We start from the raw sequence: 16,673 nt of genomic DNA, 5'->3' as shown, positions 1-16,673 counted from the left end.
CGTCCGGACGCGCTGAACCGGCCGCATCGCGCTCCCGCTCGTACGCTCGGCCTCATGCCAGAGGTGTACGCGGCCCGACGGGACCGGCTCAGAGAGCGTGCGACGGTGGGCGGCAGCGCGGCCGCCCTCGTCTCGCGGCCCGCCAATGTGCGCTATCTCGCCGGAGCGGCGCCGCACGGCGCCGTGCTCCTGCTGGGGCGCGACGGCGGCGGCGACGTACTGCTGTGCCCGCGCCCGCCGAGCGGCACCGTCGCCGAGGGCCGGGCCGACGAGGAACTGCGCGTCCAGGTGCTGCCCGCGCCCGCCGGCGACCCGGCCGTGGCCGCCGCGGACGTGGCGGCGGCCCAGGGCGCCGACTCCCTCGCCGTCGAGGAGCACCATCTGACGGTCGCCCGGCACCGGGCCCTCGCCTCCGTCGCCCCGCGGCTGCGCCTCGCCGACCTCAACCGCGGCGTCGAGCAGCTGCGCCTGGTCAAGGACGAGGAGGAGATCTCCTGCCTGCGGATCGCCGCCGAGATCGCCGACCAGGCCCTCGGTGAGCTCCTGGAGTCCATCCTCGTGGGCCGCACCGAGCGCCACCTGGCCCTGGAACTGGAACGTCGACTTGTCGACCACGGTGCCGACGGGCCCGCCTTCCCCACCTCGGTCGCCACCGGACCGAACTCGGGGCGCGGCGGCCACCGGCCCAGCGACCGGCGCGTGGAGGAGGGCGATTTCCTCTCCGTCTGCCTGGGAGCCACGTACCGCGGCTACCGCTGTGAGATCGGCCGTACGTTCGTCATCGGGACCTCGCCCGCCGACTGGCAGATCGAGCTCTACGACCTGGTCTTCGCCGCTCAGCGCGCCGGGCGCGAGAGCCTGCGGCCCGGCGTCGAGCACCGCGAGGTGGACCGGGCCGCCCGGCACGTACTGGACGCGGCAGGGTATGGTGACGGGCTTCCGCAGCTGACCGGACACGGTGTGGGACTCGAAATCGACGAGGACCCGCAGTTGGCCCCCGCGGCCATGGGTAAACTTGACGCTTGTGTGCCGGTCACCGTCGAACCGGGGGTCCACCTCCCGGGCCGGGGCGGCGTCCGGATCGATGACACGCTCGTCGTCCGCCCCGAGGCGGACGGCGGACCCGAGCTACTCACCATCACGACCAAGGAGCTGCTCGCGCTGTAGCCCTCGCGGCGGCGCGCGTGCCCCAGGGTCGTCCACGTCAGTCCAGGAGATTCCGCAACCGTGGCTTCCACGAACGACCTCAAGAACGGCCTGGTGCTCAAGCTCGACGGGGGCCAGCTCTGGTCCGTCGTCGAGTTCCAGCACGTCAAGCCCGGCAAGGGCCCGGCCTTCGTGCGCACCAAGCTCAAGAACGTGCTCTCCGGCAAGGTCGTCGACAAGACGTTCAACGCCGGCGTCAAGGTCGAGACGGCCACGATCGACAAGCGCGACATGCAGTTCTCGTACATGGACGGCGAGTACTTCGTCTTCATGGACATGGAGACCTACGACCAGCTGCACGTCGACAAGAAGGCCGTCGGCGACGCCGCCAACTTCCTGATCGAGGGCTTCACCGCCACCGTCGCGCAGCACGAGGGCGAGGTGCTCTTCGTCGAGCTGCCGGCCGCCGTCGAGCTCGTCATCCAGGAGACCGAGCCGGGCGTCCAGGGCGACCGCTCCACCGGTGGCACCAAGCCCGCCACGCTGGAGACCGGCCACCAGATCCAGGTCCCGCTCTTCATCACCACCGGTGAGAAGATCAAGGTCGACACGCGTGACAGCAGCTACCTCGGCCGGGTGAACAGCTAACCGTGGCCGCCCGTAACACGGCCCGCAAGCGAGCCTTCCAGATCCTCTTCGAGGCCGACCAGCGCGGCGCCGACGTCGTGACGGTCCTCGCGGACTGGGTCAAGAACTCGCACAGCGACCCGCAGCAGCCGCCCGTCAGCGAGTACACGATGGAGCTGGTCGAGGGGTACGCCCCCAAGGCCCGCCGCATCGACGAGCTGATCTCGCAGTACGCCGTCGACTGGACCCTGGACCGGATGCCGGTCGTCGACCGCAACATTCTGCGACTCGGCGCCTACGAGCTGATCTGGGTCGACGGGACGCCGGACGCCGTGGTGCTCGACGAGGCCGTCTCGCTGGCCAAGGAGTTCTCCACCGACGAGTCCCCGGCGTTCATCAACGGTCTTCTGGCCCGACTGAAGGACCTGAAGCCGACGCTGCGCCGCGACGAGGCATAAAAGCCGCAGTCGCTGAGCAACCTCGCAGGCCCGAAGCGGAACTTGAACAATGTTCCGCTTCGGGCCTGGTGCGTTCCCGGGGATCTTCACTAGGTTCGGGCCATGTCCCCCAGAGGTCTCCCCGCGAGGGTCCGCGTCGGCTACGGCCTCGGCTCCTTCGCCACCGGCACCTTCGGCACTGTCCCCGGTCTGCTCCTGCTCTACTACCTGACCGACGTGCTCGGGGTGGCCGCGGGCCTGGCCGGACTCCTGGTGTTCCTGCCCAAGGCGTGGGACGTCCTGCTCAACCCCTGGATCGGCAGCCTCTCCGACCGCAGCTCGGGCCTGCGCTGGGGACCGCGCCGCTCCTGGATGCTGCTCGGCGCCGTCACCATGCCGTTCTGCTTCGCCGCCATGTTCGCGGCGCCCGGCGGCCTCGAAGGCGGACCCGCCGCGGCCTACGTCGCCGTGCTCTTCCTGCTCACCGCCTCCGCGTACGCCTGCTTCCAGGTCCCGTACGTCGCGCTGCCCGCCGAGCTCACCGACGATCCCGACGAGCGGGCCCGCATCATGTCCTGGCGCGTCGCCTTCCTCGCCGTGGCGATCCTCCTCGCGGGCGCCGTCGCCCCGGTGCTCGCCGGGGCCACGGGCGACGACCGGGGCAGCGCGGGCGGCTACCGGCTGATGGGCTGCGTCGTGGGCGCCGTGCTGGCCCTCGGGACGGTCGCCGCCGTGGCCGCCACGTCCGGGACGCGCACCGTCATCCGGACGACCAGCGAGCCGAGCCTGCGCGCCCAGCTGCGGGCCGCCCGCGGCAACGCGCCCTTCGCCCGGCTGCTCGGCGCCTTCGTGGCGCAGGCCACCGCGACCGGCCTGATGCTCGCCGGCACCCAGTACTTCGCCACGTACATCCTCGACGAGCCGAGCGCCACGACGTACCTCTTCGCCTGTCTGATCGTCCCCTCGCTGCTCGCGATGCCGCTCTGGCTGGCCGTCGGCCGCCGCACGGGCAAGCGCGACGCGGCGATCGGCGCCTCGCTCTGCTTTCTCGTCGGCGCGGTGGGCGCGGCGGCGGGGCGTGAGCTGCCGCCCGCCCTGATCTACGGCGCCGTGGCCGTGGCCGGTGTCGGGTACGCGGGGATGCAGATGCTGCCGCTCGCCATGCTCGGCGACACGATCGCCGCCGACGCCTACACGAGCGGACGGCGCAGGGCCGGGGTCTTCACCGGGCTGTGGACCGCGGGCGAGACGCTCGGGCTCGCCCTGGGACCCGGCCTGTTCGGTCTGGTGCTCGCGCTCGGCGACTTCGCCTCCTCCGACGCCGACCACCGTGTGGCCCAGCCGGGCTCGGCGCTCACCGCGATCGTCGTCGGCTTCGGCGTGCTGCCCGCCGCCCTGCTGCTGATCAGCCTGCCGCTGCTGGCCCGCTACCGGCTCACCGAGGCCGAACTGACCCGCCTGAGGGACGCGGCCGACGCCCCTTCGCGGCATGACCCATCCGGTACGACGAGGAGTGCCCCGCATGACCACTGACCACGCCCCGATCCTGGCGCGCCTCGCCGAACTGCGCGCGGACGACCTCCCGGTGCACGGCGGACGCACGATGGCGTACGTCTACGACTCCGGGCTCGACGGTCTCGAAGAGCTCGCGAACGCCGCGCAGGCCGCTTTCGCCGGGGTCAACGGGCTCGACATGACGGCCTTCCCGAGCGTGGTGGAACTGGAGAACGACCTCGTGCGGCGGGCCACCGCGCTGCTCGGCGGCACGGCGGGCACCTTCACCAGCGGCGGCACCGAGAGCTGCCTGCTGGCGGTCCTGACGGCTCGTCAACATGCCCGCAGGGCGCGGGGGATCACCGCTCCCGAGCTGGTGCTGCCGGAGACCGCGCACGCCGCGTTCCACAAGGCGGCCGAGCTCTTCGGGCTCACCGTCGTCAGCGTCCCCGTCGACCCGGAGACCTTCAGGGTGCGCCCGGCCGACGTCGCCGCCGCCCTCACCGAGCGCACCGCTCTCGTCGTGGTCTCCGCGCCTTCGTACGCGCACGGGGTCATCGACCCCGTCGCAGAGGTGGCGGCGGAGGCCGCGCGACGCGGGGTGCTCTGCCATGTCGACGCCTGCATCGGCGGCTGGTACCTGGGGCACCTCAAGCGGGCCGACGAGGGTGCGCACATCCCGGAGTTCGGGCTCACCGTGCCGGGCGTCACGTCGCTCTCCGTCGATCTGCACAAGTACGGGTACACGGCCAAGGGTGCCTCGCTGCTGCTGTTCGAGGACGCGGAGCTGCGCCGGCACGGCTGGTTCGCGCACGCGTCCTGGCCCGGCTACCCCGTCGTCAACTCCACGCTCCAGGGCACCAAGTCGGCCGGACCGCTCGCGGCGGCCTGGGCCGTGACCGAGCAGGTGGGAACCGACGGTTACACCGCGCTGTCGACGCGCGTACACCGGACGACCCTGGCGCTCGCCGACGGTATCGAGCGCATCGACGGACTGCGACTGCTCGCCCGGCCCGAGGCGTCCCTGATCGCGGTCGCCTCGGACGACCCGGAGCTCGATGTGTTCGTCGTCGCGGACGAGATGCGGGGGAGCGGCTGGTATCTGCAGCCGCAGCCGGCCTTCGGCGCCTCGCCCGCCAATCTCCATCTGACGGTGACGGCGGCGGTCGCGGACGAGGAGACCGTGCGGCTGCTTCTGGACGCATGGGAGAAGGCGGTGGCGCGGGCCCGCGCGGCCGGACCGGTGCGGATCGACCCGGCGATCGTCGAGGCGGCGGGTGCGCTCGACCCGGACGCGCTGACCCCGGAGGAGGTCGAGATCGCGCTGGCCCTCGCGGGCGTGGGCGAGGGCGGCGCGCTGCCCGAGCGGATGGCGCCGGTCCTGGCGGTCCTCCAGGCGCTGCCGCCGAGGCTGAGCGAGCGACTGCTGCCGGAGGTCATCGGGCGGCTCTACCGGGTGCGGTAGGGAGAGCGCCGAAGGGGCGGAGCCTCGCGGCTCCGCCCCTTCGGATGTGACGTTTCTGCTGTACCGGCCCGTTGGCAGGCTTTCCGATCAGGCCTCGTCGTGCGCCACGGCGCGGCGCGCGTCCGCGTCGAGAACGCCCCAGCTGATCAGCTGCTCGGTCAGGACCGAGGGCGACTGGTCGTAGATGACGGCGAGGGTGCGCAGGTCGTCCTGGCGGATCGACAGCACCTTGCCGTTGTAGTCACCGCGCTGCGACTGGATCGTGGCCGCGTAACGCTGCAGCGGGCCCGCCTTCTCCGGCGGCACGTGGGCCAGGCGCTCCAGGTCGAGGACCAGCTTCGGCGGGGGCTCGGCGGCGCCGCCAGGGGTGGTGCCCGGCAGCAGCTCCTGCACCGGCACGCCGTAGAAGTCCGCCAGTTCGGCGAGGCGCTGCACGGTCACGGCGCGGTCGCCGCGCTCGTACGAACCGACCACGACCGCCTTCCAGCGTCCCTGGGACTTCTCCTCGACACCGTGGAGGGAAAGGCCCTGCTGGGTACGGATCGCGCGGAGCTTCGCCCCGAGCTGTTTGGCGTATTCGCTGGACATATAGCTCCCCGGACACTGCATCACTTAGCGGCTGCGCCGCGTGGCTGGTAACTCACTGTGAGGTTACGCAGCGTTACTTGGCCGCGTCAAGCCGAATGGTCCGTACCGACCTTCTCGCGAAAACGGCGTTCCCGCACCTCCAGGCGGGTGATCAGCGATGTTGAAGGGCTGGTAGTCTGGATGGCGCAATTCCGACGTCCTTTAAGGTCCGTCCCGTGAGGCGGAGAAGGGGGTCCGTTTTTTATGGACACGCAGAATCCCGATGCCCGGTCTGTTCTCGAAGGCCCTGACATCGCGCGGGTGCTGACCCGCATCGCCCACGAGATCGTGGAGCGCGCCAAGGGCGCCGAGGACGTGGTGCTCCTCGGTATCCCCACGCGAGGCGTCTTCCTCGCCCGCCGCCTGGCCGACAAGCTCGAAGAGATCACCGGCCGCGCCATCCCCGTCGGCTCGCTCGACATCACGATGTACCGCGACGACCTGCGGATGCACCCGCCGCGTGCGCTGGCCCGCACCGAGATCCCCGGTGACGGCATCGACGGCCGCCTCGTCGTCCTCGTCGACGACGTCCTGTTCTCCGGCCGCACCATCCGCGCCGCCCTCGACGCCCTGAACGACATCGGGCGCCCGCGTGCCGTGCAGCTCGCCGTCCTCGTCGACCGCGGCCACCGCGAACTCCCGATCCGCGCCGACTACGTCGGCAAGAACCTCCCCACGTCGCTGCGGGAGACGGTCAAGGTCCAGCTCGCCGAGGAGGACGGCCGCGACGCCGTGCTGCTCGGTGCCAAGCCGGACGCCGAGGCGGCCGAGCAGTAGCCACCGCACCGCGCACGTCCCTCACGGCGTGTGCGTGCTCAGGTGTGCCCTCGCGCCCCCGTATGCCCTGAATGTCCTGAACTTCCTTACGGAGCACCCCCGATGATGCGACACCTCATCTCGGCCGCCGACCTCTCCCGCGACGACGCCGTTCTCATCCTCGACACCGCCGAGGAGATGGCCCGCGTCGCCGACCGGCCCATCAAGAAGCTGCCGGCCCTGCGCGGCCGGACCATCTGCAACCTCTTCTTCGAGGACTCGACGCGGACCCGGATCTCCTTCGAGGCCGCCGAGAAGCGCCTCTCCGCCGACGTCATCAACTTCGCCGCCAAGGGCTCCAGCGTCTCCAAGGGCGAGTCCCTCAAGGACACCGCGCAGACCCTGGAGGCCATGGGCGTCGACGCCGTCGTCATCCGGCACAGCGCCTCCGGCGCCCCCTTCCGGCTCGCGACCTCGGGCTGGATCGACGCCCCGGTGATCAACGCCGGTGACGGCACCCACCAGCACCCCACCCAGGCGCTGCTCGACGCGTTCACGATGCGCCGCCGCCTCGTCGGCCGCGACGCCGGGCTCGGCAAGGGCCTCGACGGCAAGCGCGTCACGCTCGTCGGTGACATCCTGCACAGCCGTGTCGCCCGCTCCAACGTCGACCTGCTGCACACCCTCGGCGCCGAGGTCACCCTCGTCGCGCCGCCCACCCTGCTCCCGGTCGGCGTCGAGTCCTGGCCGTGCGAGGTCAGCTACGACCTGGACAGCACGCTGCCGAAGGCCGACGCCGTGATGATGCTCCGCGTGCAGCGCGAGCGCATGAACGCCGCCTTCTTCCCGACCGAGCGCGAGTACTCGCGCCGCTACGGCCTCGACGGCGACCGCATGGCGAAGATGCCCGAGCACGCCATCGTGATGCACCCCGGACCGATGGTCCGCGGCATGGAGATCACCGCCGAGGTCGCCGACTCCGACCGCTGCACGGTCATCGAGCAGGTGGCCAACGGTGTTCACACCCGGATGGCCGTCCTCTATCTGCTTCTCGGCGGCAACGAGCCCGCCGTCAGCCACACCCGCCCCACCGGTTCCGAGGAGAGCAAGTAATCATGAGCGAGACGCAGAAGACGCTGATCCGCGGTGCGAAGGTGCTCGGTGGCGAGCCGCAGGACGTGCTGATCGACGGCGGCGTCATCGCCGAGGTCGGGACCGGGCTCTCCGCCGAGGGCGCCGAGGTGGTCGAGGCCGAGGGCAAGATCCTGCTCCCGGGCCTCGTCGACCTCCACACCCACCTGCGCGAGCCGGGCCGCGAGGACTCCGAGACCGTCCTGACCGGTACGCAGGCCGCCGCCTCCGGTGGCTACACCGCCGTGTTCGCCATGGCCAACACGTTCCCCGTCGCCGACACCGCCGGTGTCGTCGAGCAGGTCTACCGGCTCGGCCAGGAGCACGGCTACTGCGACGTGCAGCCCATCGGCGCCGTCACCGTCGGCCTGGAGGGCCAGAAGCTCGCCGAGCTCGGAGCCATGCACGAGTCCGCCGCCGGCGTCACCGTCTTCTCCGACGACGGCAAGTGCGTCCACGACGCCGTGATCATGCGCCGCGCCCTGGAGTACGTGAAGGCCTTCGGCGGCGTCGTCGCCCAGCACGCGCAGGAGCCCCGCCTGACCGAGGGCGCCCAGATGAACGAGGGCACCGTCTCCGCCGAGCTGGGCCTGGGCGGCTGGCCGGCCGTCGCCGAGGAGTCGATCATCGCCCGCGACGTGCTGCTCGCCGAGCACGTCGGCTCCCGCGTGCACATCTGCCACCTGTCGACCGCCGGGTCCGTCGAGATCGTGCGCTGGGCCAAGTCCCGCGGCATCGACGTCACCGCCGAGGTCACCCCGCACCACCTGCTCCTCACCGACGAGCTGGTGCGCTCGTACAACCCGGTCTACAAGGTGAACCCGCCGCTCCGCACGGAGAAGGACGTCATGGCGCTGCGCGAGGCGCTCGCCGACGGCACCATCGACATCGTCGCCACGGACCACGCCCCGCACCCGCACGAGGACAAGGACTGCGAGTGGGCCGCGGCCGCCATGGGCATGGTCGGCCTGGAGACCGCGCTGAGCGTGGTCCAGCAGACGATGGTCGAGACGGGCCTCCTGGACTGGGCCGGCGTCGCCGACCGCATGTCCTTCAAGCCCGCCGAGATCGGGCGGGCGGGCGGCCATGGACGTCCCGTCTCGGCAGGTGAGCCTGCCAACCTCGTCCTCGTCGACGCCGACTACCGTGGAGCCGTTGACCCCGCGGGCTTCGCCTCCCGCAGCCGCAACACCCCCTACGAGGGCCGTGAGCTGCCGGGGCGCGTCACCCACACCTGGCTGCGGGGCAAGGCCACCCTCGCCGACGGGAAGCTCGCGTGACTCCACTGCAACCACTGGTCAGCCTGGCCGCCGAACAGAAGTCGGCGGACGTGACCGACTGGCCCGACCGGATCGGCTGGATCGTCGGACTGCTGCTCTTCATCGCGCTCGTCTACTGGCTGATGCGCCAGGGCTGGAAGTGGCGCGGCACGCTCCAGGGCGATGTGCCGCCACTGCCCAGCGCGCCGACTGAGCAAGGCCCGGCGAAACTGGAGCTCAGCGGTCGGTACCACGGATCCACCACGGCCGGGCAGTGGCTCGACCGCATCGTGGCGCACGGCCTCGGCACCCGCAGCCGCGTCGAGCTGACCCTGACCGACCAGGGGCTGAGCGTCGTACGACCGGGAGCGAACGACTTCTTCGTCCCCGCGGACGCGCTGCGCGAGGCCCGGCTCGACAAGGGCATCGCGGGCAAGGTGCTCACCGAGGGCGGTCTCCTGATCGTCACCTGGGCGCACGGCGACAAGCTGATCGACTCCGGGTTCCGCTCCGACCACGCCGCCGAGCAGGCGGACTGGGTCACCACCATCAACCACATGATCGACATGAAGAACACGACGGAAGGCGCCGCACGATGACCACCTCCACCAGGGGAACCAGCAAGGTTCCCGCCGTACTCGTCCTGGAGGACGGTCGCGTGTTCCGCGGCCGCGCCTACGGGGCCGTGGGGGAGACCTTCGGCGAGGCCGTGTTCTCCACCGGCATGACCGGCTACCAGGAGACCCTCACCGACCCGTCGTACGACCGCCAGATCGTGGTCGCCACCGCCCCGCAGATCGGCAACACGGGCTGGAACGACGAGGACGACGAGTCGAGCCGCATCTGGGTCTCGGGCTACGTCGTGCGCGACCCCGCACGCATCCCCTCCAACTGGCGCGCCAAGCGCTCGCTCGACGACGAGCTCGTCGCACAGGGGATCGTCGGCATCTCCGGCATCGACACCCGCGCCCTCACCCGCCACCTGCGCGAGCGCGGCTCCATGCGCTCGGGCATCTTCTCCGGCGAGGCGCTGGCCACCGACGCCGAGCTCGTCGAGAAGGTCCAGGCGCAGCCCCACATGAAGGGCGCCTCCCTCTACGAGGAGGTCGCCACCAAGGAGGCCTACGTCGTCGAGGCCATCGGTGAGAAGAAGTTCACCGTCGCCGCGATCGACCTGGGCATCAAGGGCATGACCCCGCACCGGATGGCCGAGCGCGGCATCGAGGTGCACGTCCTGCCGGCGACCGCCACCGCCGACGACGTCTACGCCGTGGACCCCGACGGGGTGTTCTTCTCCAACGGCCCGGGCGACCCCGCCACCGCCGAGGGCCCGGTCGCGCTGATGACCGCCGTCCTGGAGAAGAAGACGCCGCTGTTCGGCATCTGCTTCGGCAACCAGATCCTCGGCCGCGCCCTCGGCTTCGGCACGTACAAGCTGAAGTACGGCCACCGCGGCATCAACCAGCCGGTGCAGGACCGCACCACCGGCAAGGTCGAGGTCACCGCCCACAACCACGGCTTCGCCGTGGACGCGCCGCTGGACAAGGTGAGCGAGACCAAGTTCGGCCGCGCCGAGGTCTCCCACGTGTGCCTCAACGACAACGTCGTGGAGGGGCTCCAGCTGCTCGACCAGCCGGGCTTCTCCGTCCAGTACCACCCGGAGGCGGCCGCCGGTCCCCACGACGCCGCCTACCTGTTCGACCGCTTCGTTTCCCTGATGGAGGGCCAGCGTGCCTAAGCGCACCGATATCCAGTCCGTCCTGGTCATCGGCTCCGGCCCGATCGTCATCGGCCAGGCCGCCGAGTTCGACTACTCCGGTACCCAGGCGTGCCGCGTCCTGAAGTCCGAGGGCCTGCGGGTCATCCTCGTGAACTCCAACCCGGCGACGATCATGACCGACCCGGAGATCGCCGACGCCACGTACGTCGAGCCGATCACCCCCGAGTTCGTCGAGAAGATCATCGCGAAGGAGCGCCCCGACGCCCTGCTGCCGACCCTCGGCGGCCAGACCGCGCTCAACACCGCGATCTCCATGCACGAGCAGGGTGTGCTGGAGAAGTACGGCGTCGAGCTCATCGGCGCCAACGTCGAGGCGATCAACAAGGGCGAGGACCGCGACCTCTTCAAGGGCGTCGTCGAAGAGGTCCGCAAGAAGATCGGCCACGGCGAGTCCGCCCGGTCCGTGATCTGCCACTCGATGGACGACGTGCTCAAGGGCGTCGACACGCTCGGCGGCTACCCCGTCGTCGTCCGCCCCTCCTTCACCATGGGCGGCGCCGGGTCCGGCTTCGCGCACGACGAGGAGGAGCTGCGCCGCATCGCCGGTCAGGGCCTCACGCTCTCCCCGACCACCGAGGTGCTCCTGGAGGAGTCCATCCTCGGCTGGAAGGAGTACGAGCTGGAGCTGATGCGCGACAAGAACGACAACGTCGTGGTCGTCTGCTCCATCGAGAACTTCGACCCGATGGGCGTGCACACCGGCGACTCGATCACCGTCGCCCCGTCGATGACCCTCACCGACCGCGAGTACCAGCGGCTGCGTGACATCGGCATCGCGATCATCCGCGAGGTCGGCGTCGACACCGGCGGCTGCAACATCCAGTTCGCGGTCAACCCCGACGACGGCCGCATCATCGTCATCGAGATGAACCCGCGCGTGTCGCGCTCCTCGGCCCTCGCCTCGAAGGCCACCGGCTTCCCGATCGCGAAGATCGCCGCGAAGCTGGCCGTCGGCTACACGCTGGACGAGATCCCCAACGACATCACCGAGAAGACGCCGGCGTCCTTCGAGCCGACACTCGACTACGTGGTCGTCAAGGCCCCGCGCTTCGCCTTCGAGAAGTTCCCGTCGGCCGACTCCACCCTCACCACGACCATGAAGTCGGTCGGCGAGGCCATGGCCATCGGCCGTAACTTCACCGAGGCGTTCCAGAAGGCCCTGCGCTCCCTGGAGAAGAAGGGCTCGCAGTTCTCCTTCGTCGGCGAGGTCGGCGACAAGAAGGAGCTCCTGGAGGCGTCGGTCCGTCCGACCGACGGGCGCATCAACACCGTCATGGAGGCGATCCGCGCCGGTGCCACCCCCGAGGAGATCTTCGCGTACACGAAGATCGACCCGTGGTTCGTCGACCAGCTCTTCCTGATCAAGGAGACCGCCGACGAGCTGGCCGCCGCGCCCGAGCTGACCCGCGAGCTCATCGCGGAGGCCAAGCGTCACGGCTTCTCCGACCAGCAGATCGGTGAGATCCGCGGCCTGCGCGAGGACGTCGTCCGCGAGGTCCGGCACGCGCTCGGCGTCCGCCCGGTCTACAAGACGGTCGACACCTGCGCCGCCGAGTTCGCCGCCAAGACGCCGTACTTCTACTCCTCGTACGACGAGGAGACCGAGGTCGCGCAGCGCACCAAGCCCGCCGTGATCATCCTGGGCTCGGGCCCGAACCGCATCGGCCAGGGCATCGAGTTCGACTACTCCTGCGTCCACGCCTCCTTCGCGCTGAGCGACGCGGGCTACGAGACCGTGATGGTCAACTGCAACCCCGAGACCGTCTCCACGGACTACGACACGTCCGACCGCCTGTACTTCGAGCCGCTGACGCTCGAAGACGTCCTGGAGATCGTCCACGCCGAGTCCCTCGCGGGGCCGATCGCCGGTGTCGTCGTCCAGCTCGGCGGCCAGACCCCGCTGGGTCTGTCGCAGGCGCTGAAGGACAACGGCGTGCCGGTCGTCGGCACCTCCCCGGAGGCGATCCACGCCGCCGAGGACCGCGGCGCCTTCGGCCGCGTCCTGGCCGAGGCCGGTCTGCCCGCGCCCAAGCACGGCACGGCCACGACCTTCTCCGAGGCCAAGGCCATCGCCGACGAGATCGGCTACCCGGTCCTGGTCCGTCCGTCCTACGTGCTCGGCGGCCGCGGCATGGAGATTGTCTACGACGAGACCCGCCTGTCCTCGTACATCGAGGAGTCGACCGAGATCAGCCCGTCCCGGCCGGTCCTCGTGGACCGCTTCCTGGACGACGCGATCGAGATCGACGTGGACGCCCTCTACGACGGCGAGGAGCTCTACCTCGGCGGCGTCATGGAGCACATCGAGGAGGCCGGCATCCACTCCGGCGACTCGGCGTGCGCCCTGCCCCCGATCACGCTGGGCGGCTACGACATCAAGCGCCTGAAGGCCTCCACGGAGGCCATCGCCAAGGGCGTCGGCGTCCGCGGCCTGATCAACATCCAGTTCGCGATGGCGGGTGACATCCTCTACGTCCTGGAGGCCAACCCGCGCGCCTCGCGCACCGTCCCCTTCACCTCGAAGGCGACCGCGGTGCCGCTCGCGAAGGCCGCCGCCCGCATCTCGCTGGGCGCCACCGTCGCCGAGCTGCGCGCCGAGGGCCTGCTCCCGAAGACCGGCGACGGCGGCACCCTGCCGCTGGACGCGCCGATCTCCGTCAAGGAGGCCGTCATGCCGTGGTCGCGCTTCCGCGACGTGCACGGCCGCGGCGTCGACACGGTCCTCGGCCCGGAGATGCGCTCCACCGGCGAGGTCATGGGCATCGACGCGGTCTTCGGCACGGCGTACGCCAAGTCGCAGGCCGGCGCCTACGGTCCGCTGCCGACGAAGGGCCGGGCGTTCATCTCCGTCGCCAACCGCGACAAGCGCTCGATGATCTTCCCGGCGCGCGAGCTCGTCGCCCACGGCTTCGAGCTGATGGCCACGTCCGGCACGGCCGAGGTCCTCAAGCGCAACGGCATCAACGCCACGGTCGTGCGCAAGCAGTCCGAGGGCGAGGGCCCGGGCGGCGAGAAGACGATCGTCCAGCTGATCCACGACGGCGAGGTCGACCTCATCGTCAACACGCCGTACGGCACCGGCGGCCGTCTCGACGGCTACGAGATCCGTACGGCGGCGGTGGCCCGCTCCGTGCCCTGCCTGACCACGGTCCAGGCGCTCGCCGCGGCCGTCCAGGGCATCGACGCGCTCAACCACGGTGACGTGGGCGTGCGCTCACTGCAGGAACACGCGGAGCACCTGACCGCGGCCCGCGACTAGCAGCCCAAGAGGGGGACACCGAAACGGTGTCCCCCTCTTCATGAGCCCACCGCCTCATGGACACCTATAGGACTTCAGCCATGTACAAGCTGTTCTTCCACCTCGTCTTCCAGCACATGGACCCCGAGAAGGCCCACTACCTGGCCTTCCGCTGGATCCGCCTCGCGGCCCGCACCCCGGTCCTGCGCACCTTCGTGGCGGCCGCCCTGGCGCCGCGCTACAAGGAGCTGCGCACCGAGGCCCTCGGCCTGCGCATGCACGGCCCCTTCGGCCTCGCCGCCGGCTTCGACAAGAACGCCGTCGCGATCGACGGCATGGCCATGCTCGGCTTCGACCACATCGAGATCGGCACGGTCACCGGCGAGGCGCAGCCCGGCAACCCCAAGAAGCGCCTCTTCCGCCTGATCCCGGACCGCGCGCTGATCAACCGCATGGGCTTCAACAACGAGGGCTCCCTCGCCGTCGCCGCGCGCCTGGCCTCCCGCAACCCCGTCTTCAAGACGACGGTCGGCGTGAACATCGGCAAGACCAAGGTCGTCCCCGAGGCCGAGGCCGCCGCCGACTACGTGAAGTCGACCGAGCGCCTGGCCGCCTTCGCCGACTACCTCGTCGTGAACGTCTCCTCGCCGAACACGCCCGGCCTGCGCAACCTCCAGGCCACCGAGGCGCTGCGTCCGCTGCTGACCGCCGTGCGCGAGGCCGCCGACCGCACCGTGAAGGCCCGTCGCGTCCCGCTCCTCGTCAAGATCGCGCCCGACCTCGCCGACGAGGACGTCGACGCCGTCGCCGACCTGGCCGTCGAGCTGGGCCTGGACGGCATCATCGCCACCAACACGACGATCTCCCGCGAGGGCCTGAAGACCACGGGCGACGTCGTGAACGAGACGGGCGGCCTGTCCGGCGCGCCCCTCAAGGAACGCTCCCTGGAGGTCCTCAGGCGCCTGTACGCGCGCGTGGGCGACCGGATCACCCTCGTGGGCGTCGGGGGCATCGAGAACGCCGAGGACGCCTGGCAGCGCATCCTCGCGGGTGCCACGCTCGTCCAGGGCTACTCGGCCTTCATCTACGAGGGCCCGTTCTACGCCCGCGCGATCCACAAGGGCCTCGCCGCCCGCCTCCGCACGAGCCCGTACACCACCCTCGCCGACGCCGTCGGCGCCGATGTGAAGAAGGTTGCCGCATGACAGTCCTCGAACCCTTCGGTGCCCGCCTCCGCCGCGTCATGGACGAGCGCGGCCCGCTCTGCGTCGGCATCGACCCGCACGCCGCTCTGCTCTCCTCCTGGGGCCTGACGGACGACATCGCCGGCCTGGAGTCCTTCACGCGCACGTCCGTCGAGGCCCTGGCCGACACGGTCGCGGTCGTGAAGCCCCAGATGGCGTTCTTCGAGCGGTTCGGCTCGCGCGGCGTCGCGGTCCTGGAGAAGGCCGTCGCCGACCTGCGCGCCGCGGGCACCCTCGTCGTCATGGACGCCAAGCGCGGCGACATCGGCTCGACCATGGCCGCGTACGCGGAGACCTACCTGCACAAGGACTCCCCGCTGTTCGTGGACGCCCTGACCGTCTCGCCGTACCTCGGCTACGGCTCGCTGAAGCCCGCCGTGGACCTCGCGCGCGAGACCGGCGCGGGCCTCTTCGTGCTCGCCCTCACCTCCAACCCCGAGGGCGGCGAGGTCCAGCACGCCGTGCGCGCCGACGGCAAGAACGTGGGCGCCACGATGCTCGCCCACCTCGCCGCGGAGAACGCGGGGGAGAGCCCGATGGGCTCCTTCGGCGCGGTCGTCGGCGCGACGCTGGGCGACCTGTCCTCGTACGAGCTCGACATCAACGGTCCGCTCCTCGCGCCCGGGATCGGCGCGCAGGGCGCCACCGCGGCCGATCTGCCGACCGTTTTCGGCCCGGCCGTGCGCAACGTCGTACCGAATGTGAGCCGTGGGGTGCTCAGGGCGGGGCCCTCCGTGTCCGCGCTGCGGGACGCGGCCGTGCGGTTCGCGGACGAGGTGCGTGAGGCGGTCGAGGCCGCGCAATGATGGACCTTCGGGCCGTCTCGGGGGCTCATCGGGGGTGAGTCGGAGGTTGATCGGGGGTTTATCGGGGGTGGCACTCCGTGCCGACCTTGGGCCGCGCGTCCGAATCCTGACCGATTTACCGGTCGATTTGCCCTAAATGCACCTCCTGAGCAAGGCTGACCTGGACTTTTCCTCTGTTCTCGCTGACTCAGGCGGCCTTGGCCGCTAGTCTCCGACGAGAGCGAAGGGCCAGCGCAGGCAAACGCGTTGCTCGTTGCTCCCCAGGTGTGGGGCGACTAGGTTCCTCACCGGTCCGTATCCGACAGTTCGACATCCGAGGTGACGTAGGCGTGGCTCTTCCGCCCCTTACCCCTGAACAGCGCGCAGCCGCGCTCGAAAAGGCCGCCGCGGCTCGCCGGGAGCGGGCCGAGGTCAAGAATCGACTCAAGCACTCCGGCGCCTCCTTGCACGAGGTCATCAAGCAGGGCCAGGAGAACGACGTCATCGGCAAGATGAAGGTCTCCGCCCTGCTCGAGTCCCTGCCGGGCGTGGGCAAGGTCCGCGCCAAGCAGATCATGGAGCGCCTCGGGATCTCCGAATCCCGCCGGGTGCGCGGTCTCGGTTCCAACCAGATCGCCTCCCTGGAGCGCGAGTTCGGCAGCACCGGCGCCTGAGTGACACCGG

General features: G+C 70.7%; 15 protein-coding genes. 14 read left to right on the top strand and 1 reads right to left on the bottom strand.

Annotated elements, in window-relative coordinates:
- Window positions 1-54: 54 nt before the first annotated feature.
- The 5 genes from J3486_RS10055 (at window position 55) to J3486_RS10035 (ending at window position 5,169) form a co-directional block, all read left to right on the top strand.
- On the top strand, window positions 55-1,167 hold the full coding sequence (locus J3486_RS10055) for an aminopeptidase P family protein (protein ID WP_207819858.1): 1,113 nt from the start codon (window positions 55-57) through the stop codon (window positions 1,165-1,167).
- Window positions 1,168-1,227: 60 nt separating this feature from the next.
- On the top strand, window positions 1,228-1,794 hold the full coding sequence (gene efp / locus J3486_RS10050; protein ID WP_207819857.1) for an elongation factor P: 567 nt from the start codon (window positions 1,228-1,230) through the stop codon (window positions 1,792-1,794).
- A gap of 2 nt (window positions 1,795-1,796) precedes the next feature.
- On the top strand, window positions 1,797-2,231 hold the full coding sequence (gene nusB, locus J3486_RS10045; RefSeq protein WP_207819856.1) for a transcription antitermination factor NusB: 435 nt from the start codon (window positions 1,797-1,799) through the stop codon (window positions 2,229-2,231).
- Between the two features lie 102 nt (window positions 2,232-2,333).
- Window positions 2,334-3,743, top strand: coding sequence for an MFS transporter (locus tag J3486_RS10040; protein ID WP_207819855.1), 1,410 nt, complete (start codon window positions 2,334-2,336; stop codon window positions 3,741-3,743).
- A complete protein-coding gene (locus J3486_RS10035) occupies window positions 3,733-5,169 on the top strand; it encodes an aminotransferase class V-fold PLP-dependent enzyme (RefSeq protein WP_207819854.1) in 1,437 nt (478 codons plus the stop codon). Before J3486_RS10040 ends, J3486_RS10035 begins: the two co-directional genes overlap by 11 nt.
- Window positions 5,170-5,256: 87 nt before the next feature.
- Here J3486_RS10035 and bldD read toward each other — a convergent pair whose 3' ends face one another.
- Window positions 5,257-5,757 carry a transcriptional regulator BldD gene (bldD, locus tag J3486_RS10030; protein WP_018534843.1) on the bottom strand — a complete coding sequence of 167 codons (501 nt, stop codon included), beginning with the start codon at window positions 5,755-5,757 and terminating at the stop codon, window positions 5,257-5,259.
- Window positions 5,758-6,000: 243 nt separating this feature from the next.
- Between bldD and pyrR the strand changes: the two genes are divergently transcribed.
- The 9 genes from pyrR to J3486_RS09985 all read left to right on the top strand — a co-directional run bounded on the left by pyrR (window position 6,001) and on the right by J3486_RS09985 (window position 16,663).
- The gene (gene pyrR / locus J3486_RS10025; RefSeq protein WP_207819853.1) at window positions 6,001-6,573 is read left to right on the top strand and encodes a bifunctional pyr operon transcriptional regulator/uracil phosphoribosyltransferase PyrR; all 573 of its coding nucleotides are present in this window, start codon (window positions 6,001-6,003) and stop codon (window positions 6,571-6,573) included.
- A 102-nt stretch (window positions 6,574-6,675) separates the two neighbouring features.
- Window positions 6,676-7,665, top strand: coding sequence for an aspartate carbamoyltransferase catalytic subunit (locus J3486_RS10020; RefSeq protein ID WP_207819852.1), 990 nt, complete (start codon window positions 6,676-6,678; stop codon window positions 7,663-7,665).
- A 2-nt stretch (window positions 7,666-7,667) separates the two neighbouring features.
- Window positions 7,668-8,963 carry a dihydroorotase gene (locus J3486_RS10015; RefSeq protein ID WP_207819851.1) on the top strand — a complete coding sequence of 432 codons (1,296 nt, stop codon included), beginning with the start codon at window positions 7,668-7,670 and terminating at the stop codon, window positions 8,961-8,963.
- Between the two features lie 5 nt (window positions 8,964-8,968).
- Entirely contained in the window at window positions 8,969-9,541 is a 573-nt protein-coding gene (locus J3486_RS10010; RefSeq protein ID WP_229377867.1) for a hypothetical protein, read from the top strand.
- On the top strand, window positions 9,538-10,680 hold the full coding sequence (gene carA, locus J3486_RS10005; protein ID WP_207819849.1) for a glutamine-hydrolyzing carbamoyl-phosphate synthase small subunit: 1,143 nt from the start codon (window positions 9,538-9,540) through the stop codon (window positions 10,678-10,680). Before J3486_RS10010 ends, carA begins: the two co-directional genes overlap by 4 nt.
- Entirely contained in the window at window positions 10,673-13,981 is a 3,309-nt protein-coding gene (gene carB, locus J3486_RS10000; RefSeq protein WP_207819848.1) for a carbamoyl-phosphate synthase large subunit, read from the top strand. Before carA ends, carB begins: the two co-directional genes overlap by 8 nt.
- An 80-nt stretch (window positions 13,982-14,061) precedes the next feature.
- A complete protein-coding gene (locus J3486_RS09995; RefSeq protein ID WP_207819847.1) occupies window positions 14,062-15,165 on the top strand; it encodes a quinone-dependent dihydroorotate dehydrogenase in 1,104 nt (367 codons plus the stop codon).
- Window positions 15,162-16,010: an orotidine-5'-phosphate decarboxylase gene (pyrF, locus tag J3486_RS09990; protein ID WP_207819846.1), complete on the top strand. Its 849-nt coding sequence runs from the start codon at window positions 15,162-15,164 to the stop codon at window positions 16,008-16,010. Before J3486_RS09995 ends, pyrF begins: the two co-directional genes overlap by 4 nt.
- Before the next feature lie 329 nt (window positions 16,011-16,339).
- Window positions 16,340-16,663, top strand: coding sequence for an integration host factor (locus J3486_RS09985; RefSeq protein ID WP_026246651.1), 324 nt, complete (start codon window positions 16,340-16,342; stop codon window positions 16,661-16,663).
- The last annotated feature ends 10 nt before the right edge of the window (window positions 16,664-16,673 follow it).

This window comes from Streptomyces sp. VRA16 Mangrove soil (assembly GCF_017377775.1).
Classification (GTDB): Bacteria; Actinomycetota; Actinomycetes; order Streptomycetales; family Streptomycetaceae; genus Streptomyces.
The sequence above is the reverse complement of the archived record's forward strand: the minus strand, read 5'-3'. Positions and strand labels throughout refer to the sequence as shown.